General features: G+C 38.6%; 16 protein-coding genes and 1 pseudogene. 13 read left to right on the top strand and 4 right to left on the bottom strand.

The features are described from left to right. Nucleotides 1-63: 63 nt before the first annotated feature. The 3 genes from FD29_RS03305 (at nt 64) to FD29_RS03295 (ending at nt 3,211) form a co-directional block, all read left to right on the top strand. Nucleotides 64-1,692, top strand: coding sequence for an APC family permease (locus tag FD29_RS03305; RefSeq protein ID WP_057887543.1), 1,629 nt, complete (start codon nt 64-66; stop codon nt 1,690-1,692). A 130-nt stretch (nt 1,693-1,822) separates the two neighbouring features. Beyond that, a complete protein-coding gene (locus tag FD29_RS03300; protein WP_057887542.1) occupies nt 1,823-2,356 on the top strand; it encodes a DUF1836 domain-containing protein in 534 nt (177 codons plus the stop codon). Between the two features lie 6 nt (nt 2,357-2,362). Beyond that, nucleotides 2,363-3,211, top strand: coding sequence for a DegV family protein (locus tag FD29_RS03295; protein WP_057887541.1), 849 nt, complete (start codon nt 2,363-2,365; stop codon nt 3,209-3,211). A gap of 65 nt (nt 3,212-3,276) precedes the next feature. Here the strand turns inward: FD29_RS03295 and FD29_RS03290 are convergent, their stop codons facing one another. Both FD29_RS03290 and FD29_RS03285 read right to left on the bottom strand, forming a co-directional pair. Next, nucleotides 3,277-4,125 carry an SLAP domain-containing protein gene (locus FD29_RS03290; RefSeq protein ID WP_057887540.1) on the bottom strand — a complete coding sequence of 283 codons (849 nt, stop codon included), beginning with the start codon at nt 4,123-4,125 and terminating at the stop codon, nt 3,277-3,279. Nucleotides 4,126-4,672: 547 nt separating this feature from the next. Beyond that, nucleotides 4,673-5,203, bottom strand: coding sequence for a PadR family transcriptional regulator (locus tag FD29_RS03285; protein ID WP_057887539.1), 531 nt, complete (start codon nt 5,201-5,203; stop codon nt 4,673-4,675). A gap of 71 nt (nt 5,204-5,274) precedes the next feature. Here FD29_RS03285 and FD29_RS03280 point away from each other — a divergent pair, with 71 nt between their 5' ends. After that, on the top strand, nt 5,275-6,693 hold the full coding sequence (locus FD29_RS03280) for an MFS transporter (RefSeq protein ID WP_057887538.1): 1,419 nt from the start codon (nt 5,275-5,277) through the stop codon (nt 6,691-6,693). Between the two features lie 153 nt (nt 6,694-6,846). Here FD29_RS03280 and FD29_RS03275 read toward each other — a convergent pair whose 3' ends face one another. Then, complete coding sequence (locus tag FD29_RS03275; protein WP_057887537.1) at nt 6,847-8,214, bottom strand: cytosine permease; 1,368 nt, start codon at nt 8,212-8,214, stop codon at nt 6,847-6,849. Between the two features lie 187 nt (nt 8,215-8,401). Between FD29_RS03275 and codA the strand changes: the two genes are divergently transcribed. From codA to FD29_RS03255, 4 genes are all read left to right on the top strand, one after another. Beyond that, entirely contained in the window at nt 8,402-9,634 is a 1,233-nt protein-coding gene (gene codA, locus FD29_RS03270; protein ID WP_057887536.1) for a cytosine deaminase, read from the top strand. A 40-nt stretch (nt 9,635-9,674) separates the two neighbouring features. After that, a complete protein-coding gene (locus tag FD29_RS03265; protein ID WP_057887535.1) occupies nt 9,675-9,893 on the top strand; it encodes a hypothetical protein in 219 nt (72 codons plus the stop codon). A 48-nt stretch (nt 9,894-9,941) separates the two neighbouring features. Then, complete coding sequence (locus FD29_RS03260) at nt 9,942-10,625, top strand: GTP pyrophosphokinase (protein ID WP_057887534.1); 684 nt, start codon at nt 9,942-9,944, stop codon at nt 10,623-10,625. Nucleotides 10,626-10,751: 126 nt separating this feature from the next. After that, complete coding sequence (locus FD29_RS03255; RefSeq protein ID WP_057887533.1) at nt 10,752-11,879, top strand: GGDEF domain-containing protein; 1,128 nt, start codon at nt 10,752-10,754, stop codon at nt 11,877-11,879. A 213-nt stretch (nt 11,880-12,092) separates the two neighbouring features. Here the strand turns inward: FD29_RS03255 and FD29_RS03250 are convergent, their stop codons facing one another. Beyond that, nucleotides 12,093-12,632 (bottom strand): GNAT family N-acetyltransferase, encoded by a 540-nt coding sequence (locus FD29_RS03250; RefSeq protein WP_057887532.1) that lies wholly within the window; start codon nt 12,630-12,632, stop codon nt 12,093-12,095. 142 nt (nt 12,633-12,774) lie between these two features. Here FD29_RS03250 and FD29_RS03245 point away from each other — a divergent pair, with 142 nt between their 5' ends. The 5 genes and pseudogenes from FD29_RS03245 (at nt 12,775) to FD29_RS03220 (ending at nt 19,850) form a co-directional block, all read left to right on the top strand. Then, entirely contained in the window at nt 12,775-13,242 is a 468-nt protein-coding gene (locus FD29_RS03245) for a MarR family winged helix-turn-helix transcriptional regulator (protein WP_083477757.1), read from the top strand. Nucleotides 13,243-13,266: 24 nt separating this feature from the next. Then, nucleotides 13,267-15,051 (top strand): ABC transporter ATP-binding protein, encoded by a 1,785-nt coding sequence (locus tag FD29_RS03240; RefSeq protein WP_057887530.1) that lies wholly within the window; start codon nt 13,267-13,269, stop codon nt 15,049-15,051. Then, the gene (locus FD29_RS03235; RefSeq protein ID WP_057887529.1) at nt 15,048-16,778 is read left to right on the top strand and encodes an ABC transporter ATP-binding protein; all 1,731 of its coding nucleotides are present in this window, start codon (nt 15,048-15,050) and stop codon (nt 16,776-16,778) included. The genes FD29_RS03240 and FD29_RS03235 overlap by 4 nt, the downstream gene beginning before the upstream one ends. A gap of 341 nt (nt 16,779-17,119) precedes the next feature. Beyond that, on the top strand, nt 17,120-17,821 hold the full coding sequence (treR, locus tag FD29_RS03230; protein ID WP_057887528.1) for a trehalose operon repressor: 702 nt from the start codon (nt 17,120-17,122) through the stop codon (nt 17,819-17,821). A gap of 18 nt (nt 17,822-17,839) precedes the next feature. Next, nucleotides 17,840-19,850: pseudogene (locus FD29_RS03220) on the top strand (PTS sugar transporter subunit IIABC). Nucleotides 19,851-20,012: the final 162 nt, after the last annotated feature.

Raw genomic sequence — 20,012 nt, 5'->3', positions numbered from 1 at the left:
TTGAAATAACCGTTAGGTGAATAAATTGGGAAGAATGATTTATTTTCACTTGAGGAAAACGCCATGACAGAACTAGAAACAAAGAAGAGATACATAAGCTGGCCAGTATTGGCCTTGATGGATTTTGTGACAGTTGTTGGTTTCGACGATTTAACTTACAACTTCCAAAATCAAGGGATGGGCGTTATAACGTCCTGGATTATTATGATTGCCGTGTATGTTGTACCGTACTCGTTGATGGTGGGCCAATTGGGCTCGACCTTCGATGACGACGGTGGAGGTTTGACATCATGGGTCAGAGAGACTAGTGGGGAGTTTATGGGTTACTTTGCCGCCTGGACTTATTGGGCCGCATCGATACCCTACGTAGTTGATACTGCTAATACGATTGCAGTCGCTATCGGCTGGGTCTACTTCGGGGATGCAAAGTTACAGACAATTATGTCGAATAGTAAATTTGCTTTATTCACGCTGCTGATTTTTGTCTTTTTCATTATTATTCAATCACGTTTTGAACATTCCTTGGAGGTACTGAGTACGATCGGTGGAGTCGCCATGTTTGGTATGACAGTCTTATTCGTTATCATGACCGTTACGGCTTTGATGATGGGCGGACACATTGCGACTAAACCCTTAACGATGCACACGATCGTACCAACGTTTAATCTCCATTATTTAACTACTTTGGGATTCTTGATCTTTGCTATCAACGGGGCTGAACGAATTGCTCCCTTTGTAACCAAGATGCGTAATCCTAACAAAGATTTTCCTAAGGCCATGATCATGTTGTCACTGATGACCGGTTTCTTAACGATCTTTGGATCATTTTCTTTGGGAGTATTTTTCAATGCCTATCATTTGCCTAATGACTTGAAGATCAACGGCTCATATTATGCCTTTCAAGCTTTAGGTCAAAGATTCCACATGGGAAATACTTTGATGTACTTATTTGCTCTTACTGAAATTTTTTATTTGGCTGCTTTGTTAGCCGTATTATTAAATGCTATGACGAGAATGTTGATCTCAGATACAGGTAATAAATACATGCCTGAATTCTTGAGACGGACTAATTCAGCTGGTTTGCCAATCAATGGCTACCTACTCACAGTTGGATTGAGTGCTTTTATTATGTTCTTAGGAATTCTTTTGCCAAATATGAAAGATATTTTCAATTGGCTCTTGAATTTGAATGGTATTATTTCACCGGGTGTTACTTGTTGGATCTTCTGGTCCTTTATCAAAGTGAGAATGCGTGATGATATTTATCATTCTGGTTATGTTTATATTAAAAATAAAGCTATGTCATTGGCCGTTGGCTGGTGGTGTCTGGGAATTACTGGAATCGCTACGCTTGCTGCCATCGGACCACAAGATGTACCATTCGCATCACCAATGTGGTGGTATGAATTGACGATCAACTTTATAGCTATTATTGTTTTAATTGGTTTAGGATTTGTACTACCATATATTACGAAGAGAGAAAGAAGAAGTCAGACTGGCAGTGCCTTTACAAGATTCCAGATGATTGGGATTTGGACGGCCGTTTTGGCAACATTGTTAGGTGATCTATACCTCGGCGATGCTAACTTCAATCGTAATATTGGCTATATCGCATTATTAACAGCTGCGGGCGTGGCAATTGTCATTGCTTTTGGTCGCAGAGAATACAATTTGAAGGAGAGCTTGGACTGATGCCAAGCTTTTTTTGTTATCAAAATTATAATAATTCACATGAATTTGTTATCTAGTTTTTAAAACTAGATTGAATAGTTACTATAACTATGATAAATTATAACAGTAATTACAAAAGGGAGCGCTTCTAATGGATGAATTGCAAGCATGGCTAGATAAAATGGAGAACTATCGTCTACCTAGATTTGAGGACCTACCAGAACTAGATTTATATCGAGATCAATTATTGACCTTAGTAGATAAATATATTGGTCCTATTTGGTTAGAGGATGGTCCTGTTGTAACGACGTCGATGGTCAATAACTATGTAAAAAACGGCCTTTTGCCGCATCCAGAAAAGAAGCGTTATACGCGCGAACATTTAGCTTATTTGATTGCCATTACGTTCTTGAAGCAAGTCGTTTCTATTAGCGATATTCAAGAAGGACTCGAGATTCAAACCAACCTCAATGGTGGGATCGCCAAAGCTTTTGACTTCTTCTGTGAGAAACAGGAACTAGCTTTGCGAATGTTGAATCATCGTGAAGAAGGGCAAATACTCTCCGAAAAAAATCAATCATCAGCTTATTTGATGGTTGAAATGGTAACGATGGCTTTCGCTACCAAACTAATTACGAAAAAAATATTAATGCTTGAAACCAATAATTTAGACGAAAAGAGTTAATAATAAATGGAAAAGATTGCTGTATTGGTAGATTCCTGTTGCGATTTGCCAAAAGAATATCTCGATAAACCTGGTATTTATGAATTACCAATGCAAATTACTTACCATGATAGAACTTACTTGGACCGGATCGAAATTTCAGCTGAGGAAGTTTATAAAAACCTTCCAGTTGAAATTCCTAAGACATCTTTACCATCTGGTGAGTCAATTCAAAAAACTTTGAACCAAATTGCGGCTGACGGCTACACGCACATTATTTCTATCTCAGTATCTTCAGCTTTGAGTGGTACGTTTAATTTTCTAAAAGTATTTTTGGAAGATGACGACCGTTTTGTAACTAAGTACTTTGATACGAAACAAGTAGCGGTAGCTTCAGGTTTGATTGCAGTTGGTGCTAAAAATTTGATCGACGAAGGTACTCCTTTTGCAGAAGTAGCTACGAAAGTAGAATCAATGATCAAAAATGCCATCGTGTATTTCTGTATCCCAACGTTGACATACTTGCGGGCAGGCGGACGTATCAGTCCTGTTGCTTCAGCTATTGGAGGTGCTTTGAAATTGGCACCGATCATTACTTGTAAGGCCGATGGTTCTTACACGATTGCGGCTAAACCACGTGGCGTTAAAAAAGGTCAAAAGTTGATGCTCAGTTACGCTCAAGAATTTTTGGGCGATGATAAGAAGTATCTTTTGGCCATAGGTCATGGTGCTGATGAAGCTGGCGGTCAAAAAATGCTAGAACTGTTGCATGACAATGACATCAAGGGTCAACAAGAGTTCGTTGGCCAAGTGGGACCTGCTTTGGGAGTCCACACTGGACCAGGCTTGATTGGAATCGCAATTGTTAAAATCTAAAAAATAAAGACGTCTAGGAAAATTTTCCCAGACGTCTTTTTAGTTATTAAGATATTGCGTAAAAATTATTCAACATCAGATGCTCTAACCCATTCGTTAGTAGCGACACGATACATCTTTTCACCATTGATTGTAGCATAACGGTCAGTGAACCAAGCTGAGTGAGCACCTAAAGCACGGTTGCCAACGGCTTTGCCTTCATAAGTGAAGAGGTATGACATGTGACTTGTTGTAACGACACTCTTGTTTGCAGTCCAAGCTGATGAAGTCTTTTTAGGATTGTATGGGTCGCCGTTTTCTAAGACACTGATATCAATGTAACTATCATCATATTTTGAAGTAGTAAAGTTAGGGTCGATGTGAAGGTGTTCTTGATCATCTAGCCACATGGTAACTTTACCATCAGTAGCATTTCCACTATTATCAAGAACGGTGAATCCTTTTACAGGAATCTGTTGAGTTTGTTTCTTGTTGAGCGCATCAAAGGTGAAAACCGTTGCCACTTCAACGTATGGCGTACTAATATGGTTGTGATCAACATCGGATGGAATTAAAAAATCATCACCATAGACAGAATAACCAATATCTCCTTTATCTAGATATGCTTCTAGTTGTTTTGACATTTGCATAATTTGTGCATCAGTATGAGAACCAATACTATTGGCAATATTCATCTCTCTGGTAAATAGAGTAAGATCTTGAGCTTTACTATATTTACCAGAATCTCTTAGAGCATCAACTCTAATTTGAACTTTGTTAAATTCTTCAACTCCGGCATGAGTTTCATCATAAGAATTCTGAGTAATAGGTGCGTTATTATTTACGTCCGCCTTTACTGTTGTGGCAGTCACAACTGGTGCTGCTGCCATCAAAATTGCTAACCCCATAACAATTGGTCCATAATATTTTTTCATATCAAATCCTCCTAAATTGTATTACTGTTATAGACTAGCAGAGTAGGCTGACACGATATGACATTTGAGAAATGGACTTCAAATAAATTATTTAATTATGAAAAAATTATGATTATAGTATTATTCAACAAAAAGGATCTCATAATAACTGATCATTTAGTTCTTTTTCAACTTTGGTTACATACAATTATTTAGATATACTAATAGGTCATCCAAAAAACAACTGGATGGCCTTTTTAGTATTGTTTTAAATAAAGTATCGAATTTTTATATATAAAATTTTAATACTACTAATGTAAAACAAATAAAAAACCGTTTAGTCTGGAGTGGAATCCCGACGGATGCTCAGCCGTGGTAGTCTCTTGGCTGGCGTACTTTGCCAGTTTAGAGACAGACAAGCTTAGAGACAATTTGAACCGTAATTGGCTCTAAGTTGCTCTCACAGCGTTCCAGCAATCCGCCGGGATTTCATGGAAGACGGCAGTGAACAACCAAACTTGAAAAAGAATCATCATTCAGTCACTATGAAATCCTTTTTTCGTCAAGATTATTTACGTTTGATTTCTTTTTTCCAAAGTTTGACGTCAGCTTTCTTATTAGCTAATTCCTTTTCAATAATAAGTTCCCGGCCAAATTGTTCGGGGTGATTGACGACTTCAGCGAGTTCTAATTCCAACTGGGCAATCTCAACGTTAAGAGTGCGACAACGCAACTCCAACAATTGGTTGAGTTCTTTTTTATGTGGAACGCCCAAGAAGTGTAGACGTAAGATAAAATCGTCGTTATTGATCTCAATCGTAGTAGGCGCCAATGGTAAGCAGAGCCAGTCGTGGAAGTAATCATGGCCTTTAGCGGTTATTTGATAAGTCTTCTTACGCGAACTTTCGTCAGTATTCTCTACTAAACTGATCAATTGCTCTTTTAGGAGTCGATTCAATTCCGGATAGATCTGACTGAAAGGGGCACTCCAGAATTCGGCCTTTTCTTTATCGAAAGTTTGTTTGATGTCATAACCAGTCATTGGTTGACGGGTCAACAATCCTAAAATGATGTATTGAAGCGTATTTGAACGTGCCATTTAAATCTCCTTTACTAAAAAGAAACTGTGTATTAATCTATATATATAAATATATAGTATTGAGGCGGATTATGGAACAAAAAAAGGATAAAAACTTGACGATGATCCTGATTGGTATAGGGATAGTCACCTTCATGTCTACACTTGATAGTAGCATTGTCACTGTGGCACTACCAGTGTTGAGTAAGGCATTAAAGACCAATATGAGTTTGATAAATTGGGTCGTGACGATGTACTTGATCGTGATGAGCAGTACTCTGATGATTTTTGGAAAACTCGGGGACAAGTATGGCAAAATCAAATTCTTCAAATGGGGAACGATGATATTTTTGATCAGCTCTGCTCTGTGTGCATTGTCGACTAGCTGGCTATTTTTAATTATTTCTAGAAGTCTGCAAGCAATCGGAGCCGCAATGACGATGGCAACCTCAAATGGTATCATCGTCGAAGTTTTTCCAGATGATCAACGTGGGCAAGCCTTGGGGTGGATGGGGTCGTTTGTTTCTTTAGGCGGAATCATTGGCCCAAGTATCGGGGGGATTTTATTGAACTTTTTCCCATGGCACATTATTTTTTGGTTGAATGTACCGATCGGAATTATAGCAACGATAATCTTATTTAAATATTTGCCCAGCAGTTTGGATAAAACCTTTGTTAATGAAGGTTTCGATCTGATTGGTTCGCTACTTTTATTAGTCGGCTTCACCAGCATGTTTGTCGGCATTTTGATGAGTCAGCAATTAGGTTGGAGTGATTGGCGAATTCTTTGTTTGACGATTGTCGGATTAATTTTGTTAATCATGCTTTACCGTTATGAAAGCAAGCAATCTGAACCGATCTTGCCAGTAAAATTATTCAAAAATAAGTGGTTTACGATGGAGCTGTTGGCCTGTTTCATGGTCTTTATTGTCGATTTCTTCTTTGACGTCTTAGCACCATTTTACTTGCAGAATGCGCGGGGATTCAGTCCTTTATTCAGTGGTTTCTTCTTATTGATTTTCCCAGTCGTACAGCTATTCATCGCACCCTTGTCAGGTGGTTTAGCCGATCGACATGATCCGTTTAAGATTACTTTGATTGGTTTAGCAATTATTAGTTTTGGACAAATCTTCTACGTTGTCAGTGGTTTACATAACACGGTCTTAATTTTCGCAATCGGAGCGGCTCTGGCTGGGTTAGGTAATGGCTTGTTCCATTCACCCAATAATGTTTTAGTTATGGATAACGTGGCTGAAAAAGACTATGGCTCGGCCGGCAGTGTCTACAGTTTAGCCAGAACTGTTGGTATGGTAGTTGGTTCGGCAATGTCGACAACCTTATTGTTTGGATCGATGTCAATTATCAATGGCAGTCGGGTCAAGTCTTATCTACCAAGTAAACCGCAGCTCTTTATTGATGGGATGCACGTTACTTTTGGTTTATCCTGTATTATCAGTGTGATTTTGTTAGTAGGTATCTATTTGTGGCATAAACGAGCCACAGCAAAATAATTTACAGATTTTTTACAGTAATTAAATCGTTAATTTACACAAAAATAATAGACTGATATCCAAAGGAGTATTTTATGGATTTCAGTCTATTATTTTTTCCCCAAACGATGTCTTTAGGGCGTAATTTCAATTACAGCGCCAGTATTATTGATTTTACTTATTTTTCTGTGGGGCTGTGGAGTTGATCAGACGAGTTGCTAGGTAGTAACAAATAGCAGTGATGATCATGGCTGGGAAGGTGGCACCAACAGTTGAAACGATAAAGCTCAATTTATTTAAACCAAGGTAACTGAGAACTCCAATGATCCAAGTAATAATGGCGATGGGATTAATACCTTTGGTGTACCAATAAAAACCTTGTGGCTTTGAGAATTGGTCAACTGAATAATGCTTATTTCTAATTAGGAAGAAATCAATTAAGAAAATAGCAATTTCAGGTCCTAAGAACATGCCGATACCGTCCAAGAAAGTTTCAAAAGTAGTTAAGAAACTGGCAATGTAGACCGGAATAAAGGTCATAACGGTGGCTACTAAAGTCACGATCCAAAGTGCTGGAGTCAGTTTTAGACGGTGAAAGATATTAGTTAAAGCTGAACCGGCGGCCATTAAGTTGACTGCATTGGCAGTGGTACTGGTAATAACAATGACCAGCATAGCTAGGATTCCTAGACCAAGTTTGGCAGCAATCGTACTAGGATCAGCATTATTGGGATCGAACTTGTTGATCGTGATAGCCGTGGCGATGGTGGCAATCAAACCGATGAAAGCAAACCAGAACAGACCGATATTGGCGCCTAAGAATGAAGCCGTAGTGGCAGCGTGTTTATCTTTCGTAAAGCGACTGAAATCAGCTGCTGCAGTGACCCAAGCCAAGTTGAAAGCTGCTAAAATATCGACGATTTTACCGCTAGGCAGTTGAAATTTGGCTGCTGGTTGCCATTTGACGATATCGTGAAATGGTACAGTCTTTAAAATGACGACTGATTCCCAAACGACGAGAATAATGACTAAAATTATTCCAAATCGTTCGATCCATTTAACTGATTTTTCACCTAATGAAATACTGATTAGATGTAAAATAGACATGACTACAATTCCAATGATAATACTGAATTGATTGTGGAACGCTGAATTGTCCCAACCGAGAATATCTTTCAAAATAAAACTGATCGAAGTGGCTGCGATGAATGTGTTGATAGCGGCCCAACCGATAAACTGAATGACATTGACGATCGATGGCAGAATAGAGCCTTTGACACCAAATGATGGTCTCGTCAAAGCCATTGCTGGCAGACCAGTTTTGTATCCCATATATGAAGCTAAAGCTAAGAGAACATAAGAAACTGAACCGACAATAACTAACAGACTAGATGCCTTGATCAAACCGACGGCCGCAATGACGCCACCGATATACCAAGTTCCGTTGTTGGCATTGGCTCCAATCCAGGTAGCGAACATATCCCATTTGGACATGGAACGCTGGTCAGATGTTGTTGCTTGAATGTGTTCTTTTTTATCCATTTTTACCCCCGTAATCTTAGGCAGTAAAAAAGGAGGCCGCGCTTAGGCAGTCCCCGATTCCTAATTTACCGCATCAGTCTCTGTGACTGACTTAAAAGAATTATATTGTTGATAGTCTAAAGTAGATATTTGTCAATGTCAACTTGGAATTGTATACTATACCAAAAATTCAGAGGAGTGTATGACGATGTTATTACAACAAGTGAAGATTCAAAATCAATCAGCCAAAGATGTCCGTATTGAAGACGGCAAATTTGTTGAGATTGCTGAACATCTGGAACCAAAAGACGGTGAAGAAGTTATTGTTGGCCACGAGAAATTACTGTTGCCACCGTTCGTCGATCCTCACGTTCATTTGGATGCAGCTTTGACGGCTGGACAACCGGAGTGGAATGAGAATGGCACTTTGTTTGATGGCATTCGTATTTGGACCGAACGTAAACAAGATCTGACTTATCAAGATGTCAAAAAACGGGCCATTTTAGCTTTGAAGATGCAGGCCAGTCACGGAATCCAGTTCGTACGCTCCCACGTTGATGTGACTGATCCAAGTTTGAAAGCTTTGAAGGCTTTGATCGATGTTCGTGAAAGTGTCAAAGATTGGATGACTTTGCAATTAGTCGCCTTTCCACAAGAAGGAATTTTGTCATACCCTAACGGCAAGGAATTGATGGAAAAAGCCGTTGATCTTGGTGTTGATGTGGTTGGAGCCATTCCTCATTATGAATTTAACCGTGAATATTCAGTCGAATCATTAAAATTTGCTTTCGATTTGGCTCAAAAAAATGACCTCTTATTCGATGCTCATACTGATGAGATCGATGATCCTAGTTCAAGAAGTTTGGAAACTTTAGCCACTTTAGCTTATGAAAGTGGTTCAGGAGATTTAGTAACTGCCTCGCATACTACCGCTATGGGTTCGTATAACGATGCTTACATGTACAAATTGATGCGTCTACTGAAATTATCCAAGATGAATTTCATTTCTAATCCATTGGTAAATATGTATCTTGGCGGTCGCTTCGATACTTATCCTAAGCGTCGTGGTTTGACAAGAGTTAAGGAATTAGATGCCGAAGGAATCAATGTGGCTTTTGGCGAAGACGATATTAAAGACCCTTGGTACCCAATGGGTAACGGCAATATGTATGATGTTTTGGCTGAAGGCTTGCACGCTACGCAAATGATGGGCCATCAACAGATCATGGATTCCTACAAGTTCATTACGCTCAACGGAGCACAAGCTATGCACGTTCAAGACCAATACGGAATTGAAGTGGGTAAACCAGCTAATTTTGTTTTGATCAATGCTCACAATTTCTATGATGCTTTGAACAAGCATGCTGAAGTTTTGCTGTCAGTTCACAATGGTAAAGTTATCGGTAAAACTAAACCAGCTGAAACAGAGTTATATATTTAAATTTGTGTTAGAATAATATTCTTTGCTTAGGGAGGATGTTATGGATAAAGACTTGATATTGAACACTTTGTTAACGATTGACGATCCATTTTATTTCAATACTTTTGAGAATGCTGAGGCCGAGGATGAATGGTATCGGATCAATGAACGATTCATCCAGGATGATCTTCAAAAATACTTTCCAGATACGATCGACACGCATGATCAAAAAGTTTGGAATTATATCCGCTCCAAATTAAAGCAATTTGAGCTAGAATAGAAGCAACCTTTCGAGGTTGTTTTTTATTTTATTCAAAAGGATGGGAATATGATATTAGAACGACAAAATGTTCTTAATTTAAAAAAATTACGTTCACAATTGGGTGGCTTAGAGAACCGTCCGGCTATCAATGAACTTGCTAAATTAATTAAAATGTCTCAACTTTATCAATCTGGACAAAGGGAAATCAGTACGAAATTAGAAAACTTGGACGCTGAATTCCAAGTTAATTACGATTACAATCCGATCCATCATATGGAATCACGAATGAAGGATATGCAGAGCCTGCTACAAAAAGCTGAACGCAAGGGCTATGACTTAACGGCTGAGAGTATCCAAAAGAATATTTATGATATTGCTGGAATAAGAGTTATAACGAATTATCTCGATGATATTTACAGCGTTGAAAAAATGTTAACGCACCAAACTGATGTAACGCTGTTACGTCGCAAGGATTATATCAAGCACCCTAAGGCAAGTGGCTATCGTAGTCTGCACTTGATCGTAAAAGTGCCTGTTTTTCAATCTACCGGACCAGTCGATGTGCCAGTAGAAATTCAAATTCGCACTGTCGGCATGGATATGTGGGCTAGTTTGGAACACAAATTACGTTATAAGACCGATGCCAATCAAGCGTTAGTTGATAAGTATGGTGATAAGTTGCACGATTATTCGGATGAATTGGAAAAAATCGAACGCGGAATGCAGGAAATCCATAAGGATTTAATTTAGTACAGCGATGCGGAGCTTTTGAATGATTTATATAAAATAATTATTTTTCTATTTAAAAAATATATTTTTAATAGTATCGTTAAATGGAAATAATTAAAAATTGATCAGTGGGAGGCTTCGTAACCTTTGACATGGAATGTTTGGCGGGTTTCACCGTTTATTACAGGCTTATTCTTTGTTTTAGGAGTATTCACATTCTATCAGGTGCTATACGATGAGTTAAAAAGTTATGTTCATCGCAAGAATCTCAATATTGATGATGATAAATTGAATGCTTGGTTTGGTATTTTGTATGTCTTGATCCTTATCTTTAGTATGCAGGCCAGTGTAGTAGGGACAGCAATTTCCTGGGAATTTATGAATTTTCAGTTGCTGGCATTGATTTTTTGTGCGTACTTTTTAAATATCCGCATGAAGTATTATTACTTTATTCCAATTATGTTATTCTACTTAGCTTTCAATGGTTCGATCGGCTATTGGGAATCATGGTGTCATGGGATTACCTTGATCTGTTATTACGAAACCTTGAATTATTTCCGGCGAAAACAGGGAAATACTTACACATTTAAAGCTTACATTTTACCAGGAGCTTTCTTCTGTGCCTTGTTGTGGCTTTATATGAAGATAAAGTTTGGTTTTTCGTGGAAGGTTTATGGAGAAGAATACCTTTATTTAATGATTTTTATGGCTTTCCAATACAGTTATGTGACGATGATTTTACGTGATGGACAATTGAAGATGCATCTGTTGGAATTTGCTAACCACGATGCGCTGACAAAAATTGAAAATTATGCGGCGTACGAGTCAGAAATGCAACATCTCTTTAACAATAGTACGAATAATAAATTAGACTTGTCGATGATGATGTTTGATATCGATCACTTCAAACAAGTTAATGATACTTATGGACATTTAGCTGGGGATAAAGTTTTGCAGCATACGGCCAGCGTTGTCCAAACAATCATTGAAGCCAATGATTCTAAAATTAAATTTTATCGAACCGGTGGCGAGGAATTCAATATTCTCTTTCCTGGCTATGATTTGCAGGCAACGAAATCAATCGTCAAGCAAATCTTTGCAGCTTTGAATCATTTGGATGTTGATATTAATGGTAAAAAAATCAATATTTCGATTTCAGTTGGTGTGTCTATGATTGCTAAAGCTGATAGTAAACCGAACGATTTTTATACACGGGTCGATCAAAATCTTTATCATTCAAAGCGGAATGGGCGGATGCAAATTACAGCTGCTTAAATGGTTTGGCTCATGGGTCACTGCCGTCTTCCATGAAATTCAGCAGCCGCCAAAGAACGCCAGCTAAGTATTGGTGATTATCACTGAAAAATTTAAATCGTACATTTAAAATGATAATTCTTAATATAGTTATTTAGATAGTAAAACAGGTCATCCAAAGAAGGATGGCCTGTTTTTTAACACAATTTTTTAAAAATGAAAGATGAAATACAACTAAACGGCTTGCTCTTGTTTACCGTTCAACCAATCATCTTTAGTTAATTCGTAGGCTAAGACGTGAACTACTCCGCCGGTGGGAAAGGTAAAGACTTCGACTTCACCCAAATCGCGCATGCCCATTTTAGACATGACACGGCCGGAACGAGGATTGAGGTTGGCGTAGTGAGCTTCGATACGTTGGAAATTTAATTCAGTGAAACCATATTTCATCATAGCTCTGCCAACTTCGGCCACGTAACCATGACCCCAAGCACTTTGTCCCAAGGCATAAGTTAAGATGCCAGTATCTTTTGAAGGATGAAATTCGTAAAATCCAATTATATGACGGCTGAGTTTGTCTTCGATGCCAAAGGTATACTTTGTTTCAGTTAAGAAGTGCTCTTCAAAAATTTTAGTGAAGGATTCTGGGGTAGTGGTGTCACGATAACGGGTATATTTGACTACTTCGGGGTCCAAAATAATGGCTTGTAGATCATCGTGATCCTTAGGTTGTAAAGGGCGGATGATCAATCTTTCTGTTTCAATTGAATGCATAATTATTTATCTCCAAATTTTCATTAGATTGAAAATAATAACGTTGATGAATGTATTTGTAAAATAATTTGTTTACCGAAAAAGATTGACTTTGATTACAGAAAGAATTAATATAGTTCGCATACGAACAAATGAGGTGGGAATGATGATAGATCATAAAAAAATGATTGCTTTTAGTATTAGAGATGTTTCGTTACATATTGGTCGTTATATTCATCACGAAGGTCAAAAGGAGGGCAAGAATCCTTTCGAGGACAAGACGGCTACTGATCGGGTCTCTCGTTTGCAAGGGATGGCCGTGGGCTATATTTACAGTCACAATGGTCAACAAGTTATTCAAAAAGATATGGAGAAAGGCATGTACATCAGTAAGTCTACGGCGAGTGGCTTAGTTCAACGGATGGTCAAGAATGGTTTAATCTATACGACGCCAGCCGAGAATGATGCACGGGTCAAATGCTTGAATCTGACCAATTATGCCCTGGATATTATGCGCGAAATGGATAAGAGAGCCATTAGAACAGAAGCACAATTGCGTAAAGGTATCGACGACGAGGATTTGCAGGTCTTTTTCAAGGTACTTAAACAAATCAAAGAAAATACGAAATAGTGTTTTTTTACAGTAATAGTTCGCATGCGAACTAGAGGAGGAACTATAAAACTATTCAAAAGATTGAATAAAAAAGAATATTCAATGATTGGTATCAGTTTGATTTTTATTGTTTTACAAGTTTGGCTAGAACTAGAAATTCCTAGTTACATGTCAACTATCACAGAAAAACTAGAGCAACATGGTACGACGGTGAACCAAATTCTCCAACCAGGGATGATGATGATCCTATTTTCAATTTTAAGTGCCATCGCATCGATTATCGTTGGCTATTTTGCGGCTCACGTAGCGGCAGGCTTCACGGCTCGTTTGCGAAAAGATGTCTTCAACCAAGTTATGGATTATTCAACACAAGACATCAAAAAATTCTCTGTTTCAAGTTTGTTAACACGCTCAACCAATGACTTGACTCAGTTGCAACAATTCATCGCTATGGGTCTACAAGTTATCATCAAAGCACCAATCACTGCTATTTGGGCAATTACTAAGATTGCTAACAAAGGTTGGCAATGGACAACGGCCACAGCTGTTGCGGTAGTAGTTTTGATTTTGATGCTGACATTTATTTTGTTAATGGTTCAACCAAAATTCAAGATGATCCAAAGTTTGACTGACCGTTTGAATTTGGTCACTCGCGAAAATCTTTCCGGTATCCGAGTAGTTCACGCTTATAACGCCGAAGACTACCAAAACAAGAAATTTGATAAAGCTAATAAAGATTTAACCGATACGAATATGTTTGCTAACCGAGTATTGGCCTTGATGAATCCGGGCATGAGTTTTATCTCCAGTACTTTGACTTTGGCAGTATACGGAATCGGTGCAATCATCATCAATCAAGCAACAGTTGGAGCAGCTCGTTTGACGTTGTTTAGTAACATGATCGTTTTCTCATCGTATGCTATGCAAGTCATTATGGGATTCTTGTTATTGTCGATCATTTTCATCTTGTTACCTCGTGTAACCGTATCTGTTGGTCGTATCAACCAAGTGTTGGATGTTAAACCTTCGATTGATGACAACGAAGAGACGACTGGAAAAACAACGGAAGCAGGAACCTTAGAATTTAAAAATGTCAGTTTCAGATACCCAGCCGCCGAAGCTGATGCGATTCAAAATTTGAATTTCAAAGCTAAACAAGGTCAAACAATTGCCTTTATCGGTTCAACTGGTAGTGGTAAATCGACCGCTATGAATTTGATTCCCAGACTTTACGACGCAACGAGCGGCCAAGTTTTGGTCGATGGAATCAATGTAAAAGATTATGCGATTGAAGATTTGAATAATAAGTTAGGTTACATTCTACAAAAAGCAGTACTCTTCAGCGGTTCGATCCGTTCCAACTTGAACTTTGGCTCAACGGGACAACACGATAAGAAGTCGGACAATGACCTTTATGATGCGTTAGATATTGCTCAATCAAAAGACTTCGTTACTGAAAAAGATAAGAAATTGGACGCCAAAGTTGCACAACACGGTGACAACTTCTCAGGTGGTCAAAAACAACGTTTGGCAGTTGCTAGAGCCATCGCTCGTAAACCAGAAATTTTGCTATTTGACGATTCCTTCTCAGCTTTGGATTATGAGACGGATAAGAAACTTAGAACGGCTTTGAAAGAACAGGCTCAAAAGACAACTAAAGTTATTATCGCCCAACGAATCAGTACGATCATGGACGCCGACCAAATTATCGTCTTGGATAAAGGTCGGGTAGCCGGTCAAGGAACGCACCAAGAATTATTGAAAAATAATGAAGTCTATCAAGAAATTGCTTACTCACAACTATCAAAGGAGGAACTCGCTGAATGAGAGTTTTAAAAGGTGTTAAAAAATATGGCTCACAGTATTTTGGACCATTGTTGATTGCCGTCGTCTTTGCGATGGCTGGTAGTATTTTAACAATTGTTGGCCCCAATCAGTTGAGTAAAATCACTGATTTAATTACCAAAGGCTTGTTTGGGACGATCAATATAACTAAAGTCATGAATATCGTTTTGCTATTGGCAATTATCTACATTACGGCAGCTATTTTGTCGTATGGCCAAGGCTTCATCATGGCGACAATCACGCAGAAATTCACGAAGAAATTACGAACTAAAATTACTGAAAAAATCAATCGTCTGCCGTTGCAATATTTCGATACTCACAACGAAGGTGATACTTTGAGTCGAGTAACCAACGATTTGGATACCGTCGGTCAATCGCTCAACCAAAGTTTGGGGATTCTCGTCTCGGCCATCACTTTATTGATCGGCAGTATCGTGATGATGTTTACGACCAACGTTACATTAGGTTTTACTGCAGTGCTTTCGGCTCTGTTAGGTTTTGTTTTGACAATTGTTTTAATGGCCAATTCTCAAAAATATTTCAACAACCAACAGAACAAGTTAGCTGACGTTTCGAGTTATTTGGAAGAAATTTACACTGGTCACGATGTCGTTAAAACTTACAATTACACTAAACAAGCTAAAACTGAATTCAATCAAATGAATGATGAACTTCAAGATAATGTTTGGAAATCACAGTTCCTTTCCGGAATCATGCAACCATTGATGGCCTTCATCGGGAACTTTGGTTACGTTATGGTCAGTGTGATCGGCGCAATCTTAGTTTTGAACGGTCACATAACGATTGGCGTTATCGTTGCCTTCATGATTTATGTCAGAATGTTTACTCAACCCTTGTCCCAGATCACTCAGGCTTTTACCAGTTTACAATCAGCTCAAGCAGCTATGAAACGGGTCTTTAGTTTCTTGGAAGAAGACGAAGTAGTCGACGATGAAAAGAATCAACAAGAAATTGCTGGTACTAAAGTTAATGTTGAATTTAACAATGTCGAATTCGGCTATTTACCTGGTCAAAAGATCCTCAAGAATTTCTCGCTCCAAGCAAAAGCTGGTCAAAAGATTGCTATTGTCGGACCAACTGGTTCTGGTAAAACAACGACCGTCAATCTCTTGATGCGTTTTTACGATATGAATCACGGCAATATTAAAATCGATGGGGTCGACATTACCCATATGAAACGTTCTGAAGTCAGAAAACAATTCGATATGGTTTTACAAGAAGCTTGGCTGTTCGACGATACGGTTCGAAATAACTTAGTTTACAATCAAGAAAATGTCACCGATGAACAGATCAAAAAAGCTACTAAGGCAGTCGGCTTGGACCACTTTATTGAAACGTTGCCTAACGGCTATGATACTGTTCTGGACGATTCGGTCAGTTTATCAGTTGGTCAAAAACAACTTTTGACGATTGCCCGAGCTTTGATCAGAAATGCCCCAATGTTGATTTTGGATGAGGCAACTAGTTCGGTTGATACAAGAACTGAGGAACAGATCCAAAAGGCGATGGATATTTTGATGAAGAATCGGACATCCTTCGTTATTGCGCACCGACTTTCAACGATTAAGAATGCTGATTTGATCTTAGTTGTCAAAGATGGCGAGATCATTGAACGTGGTACGCATGATGAATTAATGGATGAGAATGGGTTCTATGCCAACATGTACAATAGTCAATTTACTAAATAGAATTTTAGAAAAAATAGAGAGTGTGTAACTCGTTTCAAAAAGACAAAACATGGTTAACTTTTGAGCACTAACGTAAAGTCGCCTCTGATTCGGAATTTCGAATCAGAGACGATTTTTTTTTGCTCGATAATCCATTATTGTCAGCTTTTTAACTAAATTAAATAACTTTTGTTATTATTAAGAGGCATTCTAAAAAAACATCAAAAAAACTTGTCTAGTTTTGATTTGGCACAGTTGTATGGGCTTACAAGTAACATGTCTAGTTTTTTCAGACAAATGGCGTGTAGACAATATGTAAACGCTTTTATAGTTGTGGTAATCTAAAACTCGTTGGAGGACATATGAAAAAGTATTTGGCGATATATCACGATTTATTGAGTGATATTCAAGCAAAAAAATTTGAAGCAGGTGAAATTCTACCAAGTAATCAGCAGTTGGTTTTACGTTACGGTGTTTCCCGGGAGACGGTGCGTAAGGCGATGCAATTATTGGCAGATGAAGGCTACATTCAAACGATACGTGGAAAAGGCAGTTTGGTTTTAGACAATGAACGTTTGCTGTTTCCACTGTCAACTATTAAGAGTTATCAAGAAATAGTTGATCAAAATAACTTGAAATCACAAAGTCGGATTCTAAAAGAAGTCAGCCACGTATTAGTTCCTGATAGATTGAGATTTGGTTCACCAGCAATTTATGCACAACTGATCGTACGTGAGCGCATTGTTTCAGGCGAACCAACAATTCTCGATTATGACTATGTCAACGAAGCAATCACACCAGATATTCCGTTGAAGTCAGGCGATTCACTGTTTAATTATTTTGAGGAAAAGCGTGGTTTCAATATTGACTACGCAGTGAAGCATTTAACCGTTGAATCGGCTGAATATGACGACTGTCACTACTTGAAAATCGATCAATCAGTACCAATGTTGGTCGTTCGGAGTGAAACGCATCTGGCAGATAATCGCATCTTGGCATACACCGAATCGCGACATCGAGGCGATAAATTCAGCAGCGTGGAATTTGCTCGCCGCCATCACTAAACACTAGGGGGTACAAAAATGTTTGGCTTTAAAAAGAATAAACAGACAAATGAACTTTTAGCACCAATTACAGGCGAATTGATAAAACTTAGTAAAGTCTCAGATCCAGTCTTTGCACAAGGCATGATGGGAGAAGGATTTGCCATTGCACCAGATATGAACGATGGCGAATTGGTTTCACCAATTGCTGGCGTAGTCAGTGTTGCGCAAGGACATGCGATAGGAATCATTCGAGACGATGGCTTGGAATTTTTGATCCATGTCGGAATCGATACCGTTTCTTTGAAGGGAGCACCTTTTACAATTCAAACTAAGCCTGGCAAAAAGGTCAAAGCAGGTACACCGTTAGTTGAAGTTGATTGGCAACAAATTACTGATCATAAACTTGATCCAACTGTAATGGTATTGATTCCTAATTCAAAAACGAACCTGGGGCAATTAGAGGTTTCAGAACAATCCGTAGCTAAGAATGGTTCGATTGGACAGGCAACAATTAAATAGAGAGGGGATTTAAAAATGGCAAAGAAAAAAGATTACGACGCTCTAGCAAAACAGATCATTGCTGGTGTTGGTGGCGCCGAGAATATTAATAAAGTTATTCACTGTATATCTCGTTTGCGGTTTTATTTAAAGGATGAAACTAAAGCTCAAACGGATAAATTATCAAACTTAGATGGTGTCGTGGGGGCACTTTATAACGCAGGATTGGGACAGTACCAAGTTGTTATTGGACCAGCAGTTACCGACGTTTACGATGCTGTGATCAAACAATTAGGTTCAAGTTTCGCTGATGATGAAGCTACAGAAGCAGCCGTTGAGGAAACTGGAGCTAAACCTGCACCCAAGCCAACTACTCCATGGGGTTGGATTTCTAGAGCTTTCCAAGTTTTGATTGGAACAATTACCGGTTCAATGATTCCGATTATCGGTTTGTTGGCCGCATCTGGTATTTTAAAAGGATTTTTAACGCTATTCACATTCAATTTAAATTTGATCGACACGAAGTCGACAACTTACATTATTATTAACGCCATGGGCGATTCAGCCTTTTATTTCTTACCAATTATTAGTTGGTTTCAGTGCCGCTAAACAACTACGTTCAGATCCAATCGTCGTAGCTGCGATTGCCGGGGTATTGGTTCACCCTACGATTGCTGCTTTGTGGGCTGCACCAACGAAAGGGATGTCAACTTTCTTAGGAATTCCAATGAATGCTACATTCTTCGGATTGCCTATTCATATCCCACAATATACTTATTCAATTTTCCCAATTATCTTCGCTGCTTGGTTAGCTAGACCAGTTGGTAATTGGCTCAAAAAAGTTTTACCACTCAGTTTACGTTCAATTTTCCAACCATTATTTACCGTATTTATTGTTACAACTGCCGTTCTAGTTGTTATGGGACCAGTTATTTCCTTGATTTCTAGTGCCTTTGCCAGTGTGATCAATCTCTTGGTTACATCAAACGAAGCCATTGCCGGATTGATCATCGGTGGTTTGTATCAAGTACTTGTTATCTTCGGTTTGCACTGGATGGTCGTGCCAATTGTTTCCAATGATATTGCCATGACTGGTCACTCAGTTCTAAATGCTTTGATCAACTTTACAATGATTGCTCAAGGTACTGGTGCTTTGGCTGTTTGGGCTAAAACAAAACGTGCTGATATCAAAGGGTTATCTTTGGCTGGTGCCTTGTCAGGTTATGCCGGAGTAACTGAACCTGCTATGTATGGTATCAACTTGAAATATGGTCACGTCTTCTGGATGGCAAATATCGGTGGGGCTGTCGGTGGTTTGATTGCCGGACTCTTCAAGATCGATATGTTTGGTTTCACCGGTTCATTGATTGGTTTCCCATCATTCTTCTCCAAGACTAACCCTAACAATATCTGGGCCTTCGTTATCGCCAGTGTGGCAACAATCGTTGTCTCATTCATCTGTGTTTACTTCTGGGGCTTTAGCGATGCTGACTTAGATAAAGTTAAGAAAGCACAAAAGAAGAACGTCTTCAAAGATGCAACAAAGTAAAATAGTTAGTTTACAAAGATAAAATGCTCCTTTGGATAGACAGACTAAAGGTCTGCATGTCTAAAGGAGCTTTTATATTTTGAAGGGGATGATGGGGCAATTTAACGAATTTTTAGATAATTTGAAAATTTATTTTTAAGTAAAAAAATTGATTAAAATAAC

This window comes from Companilactobacillus mindensis DSM 14500 (genome assembly GCF_001434275.1).
Classification (GTDB): Bacteria; Bacillota; Bacilli; order Lactobacillales; family Lactobacillaceae; genus Companilactobacillus; species Companilactobacillus mindensis.
The sequence above is the reverse complement of the archived record's forward strand: the minus strand, read 5'-3'. Positions and strand labels throughout refer to the sequence as shown.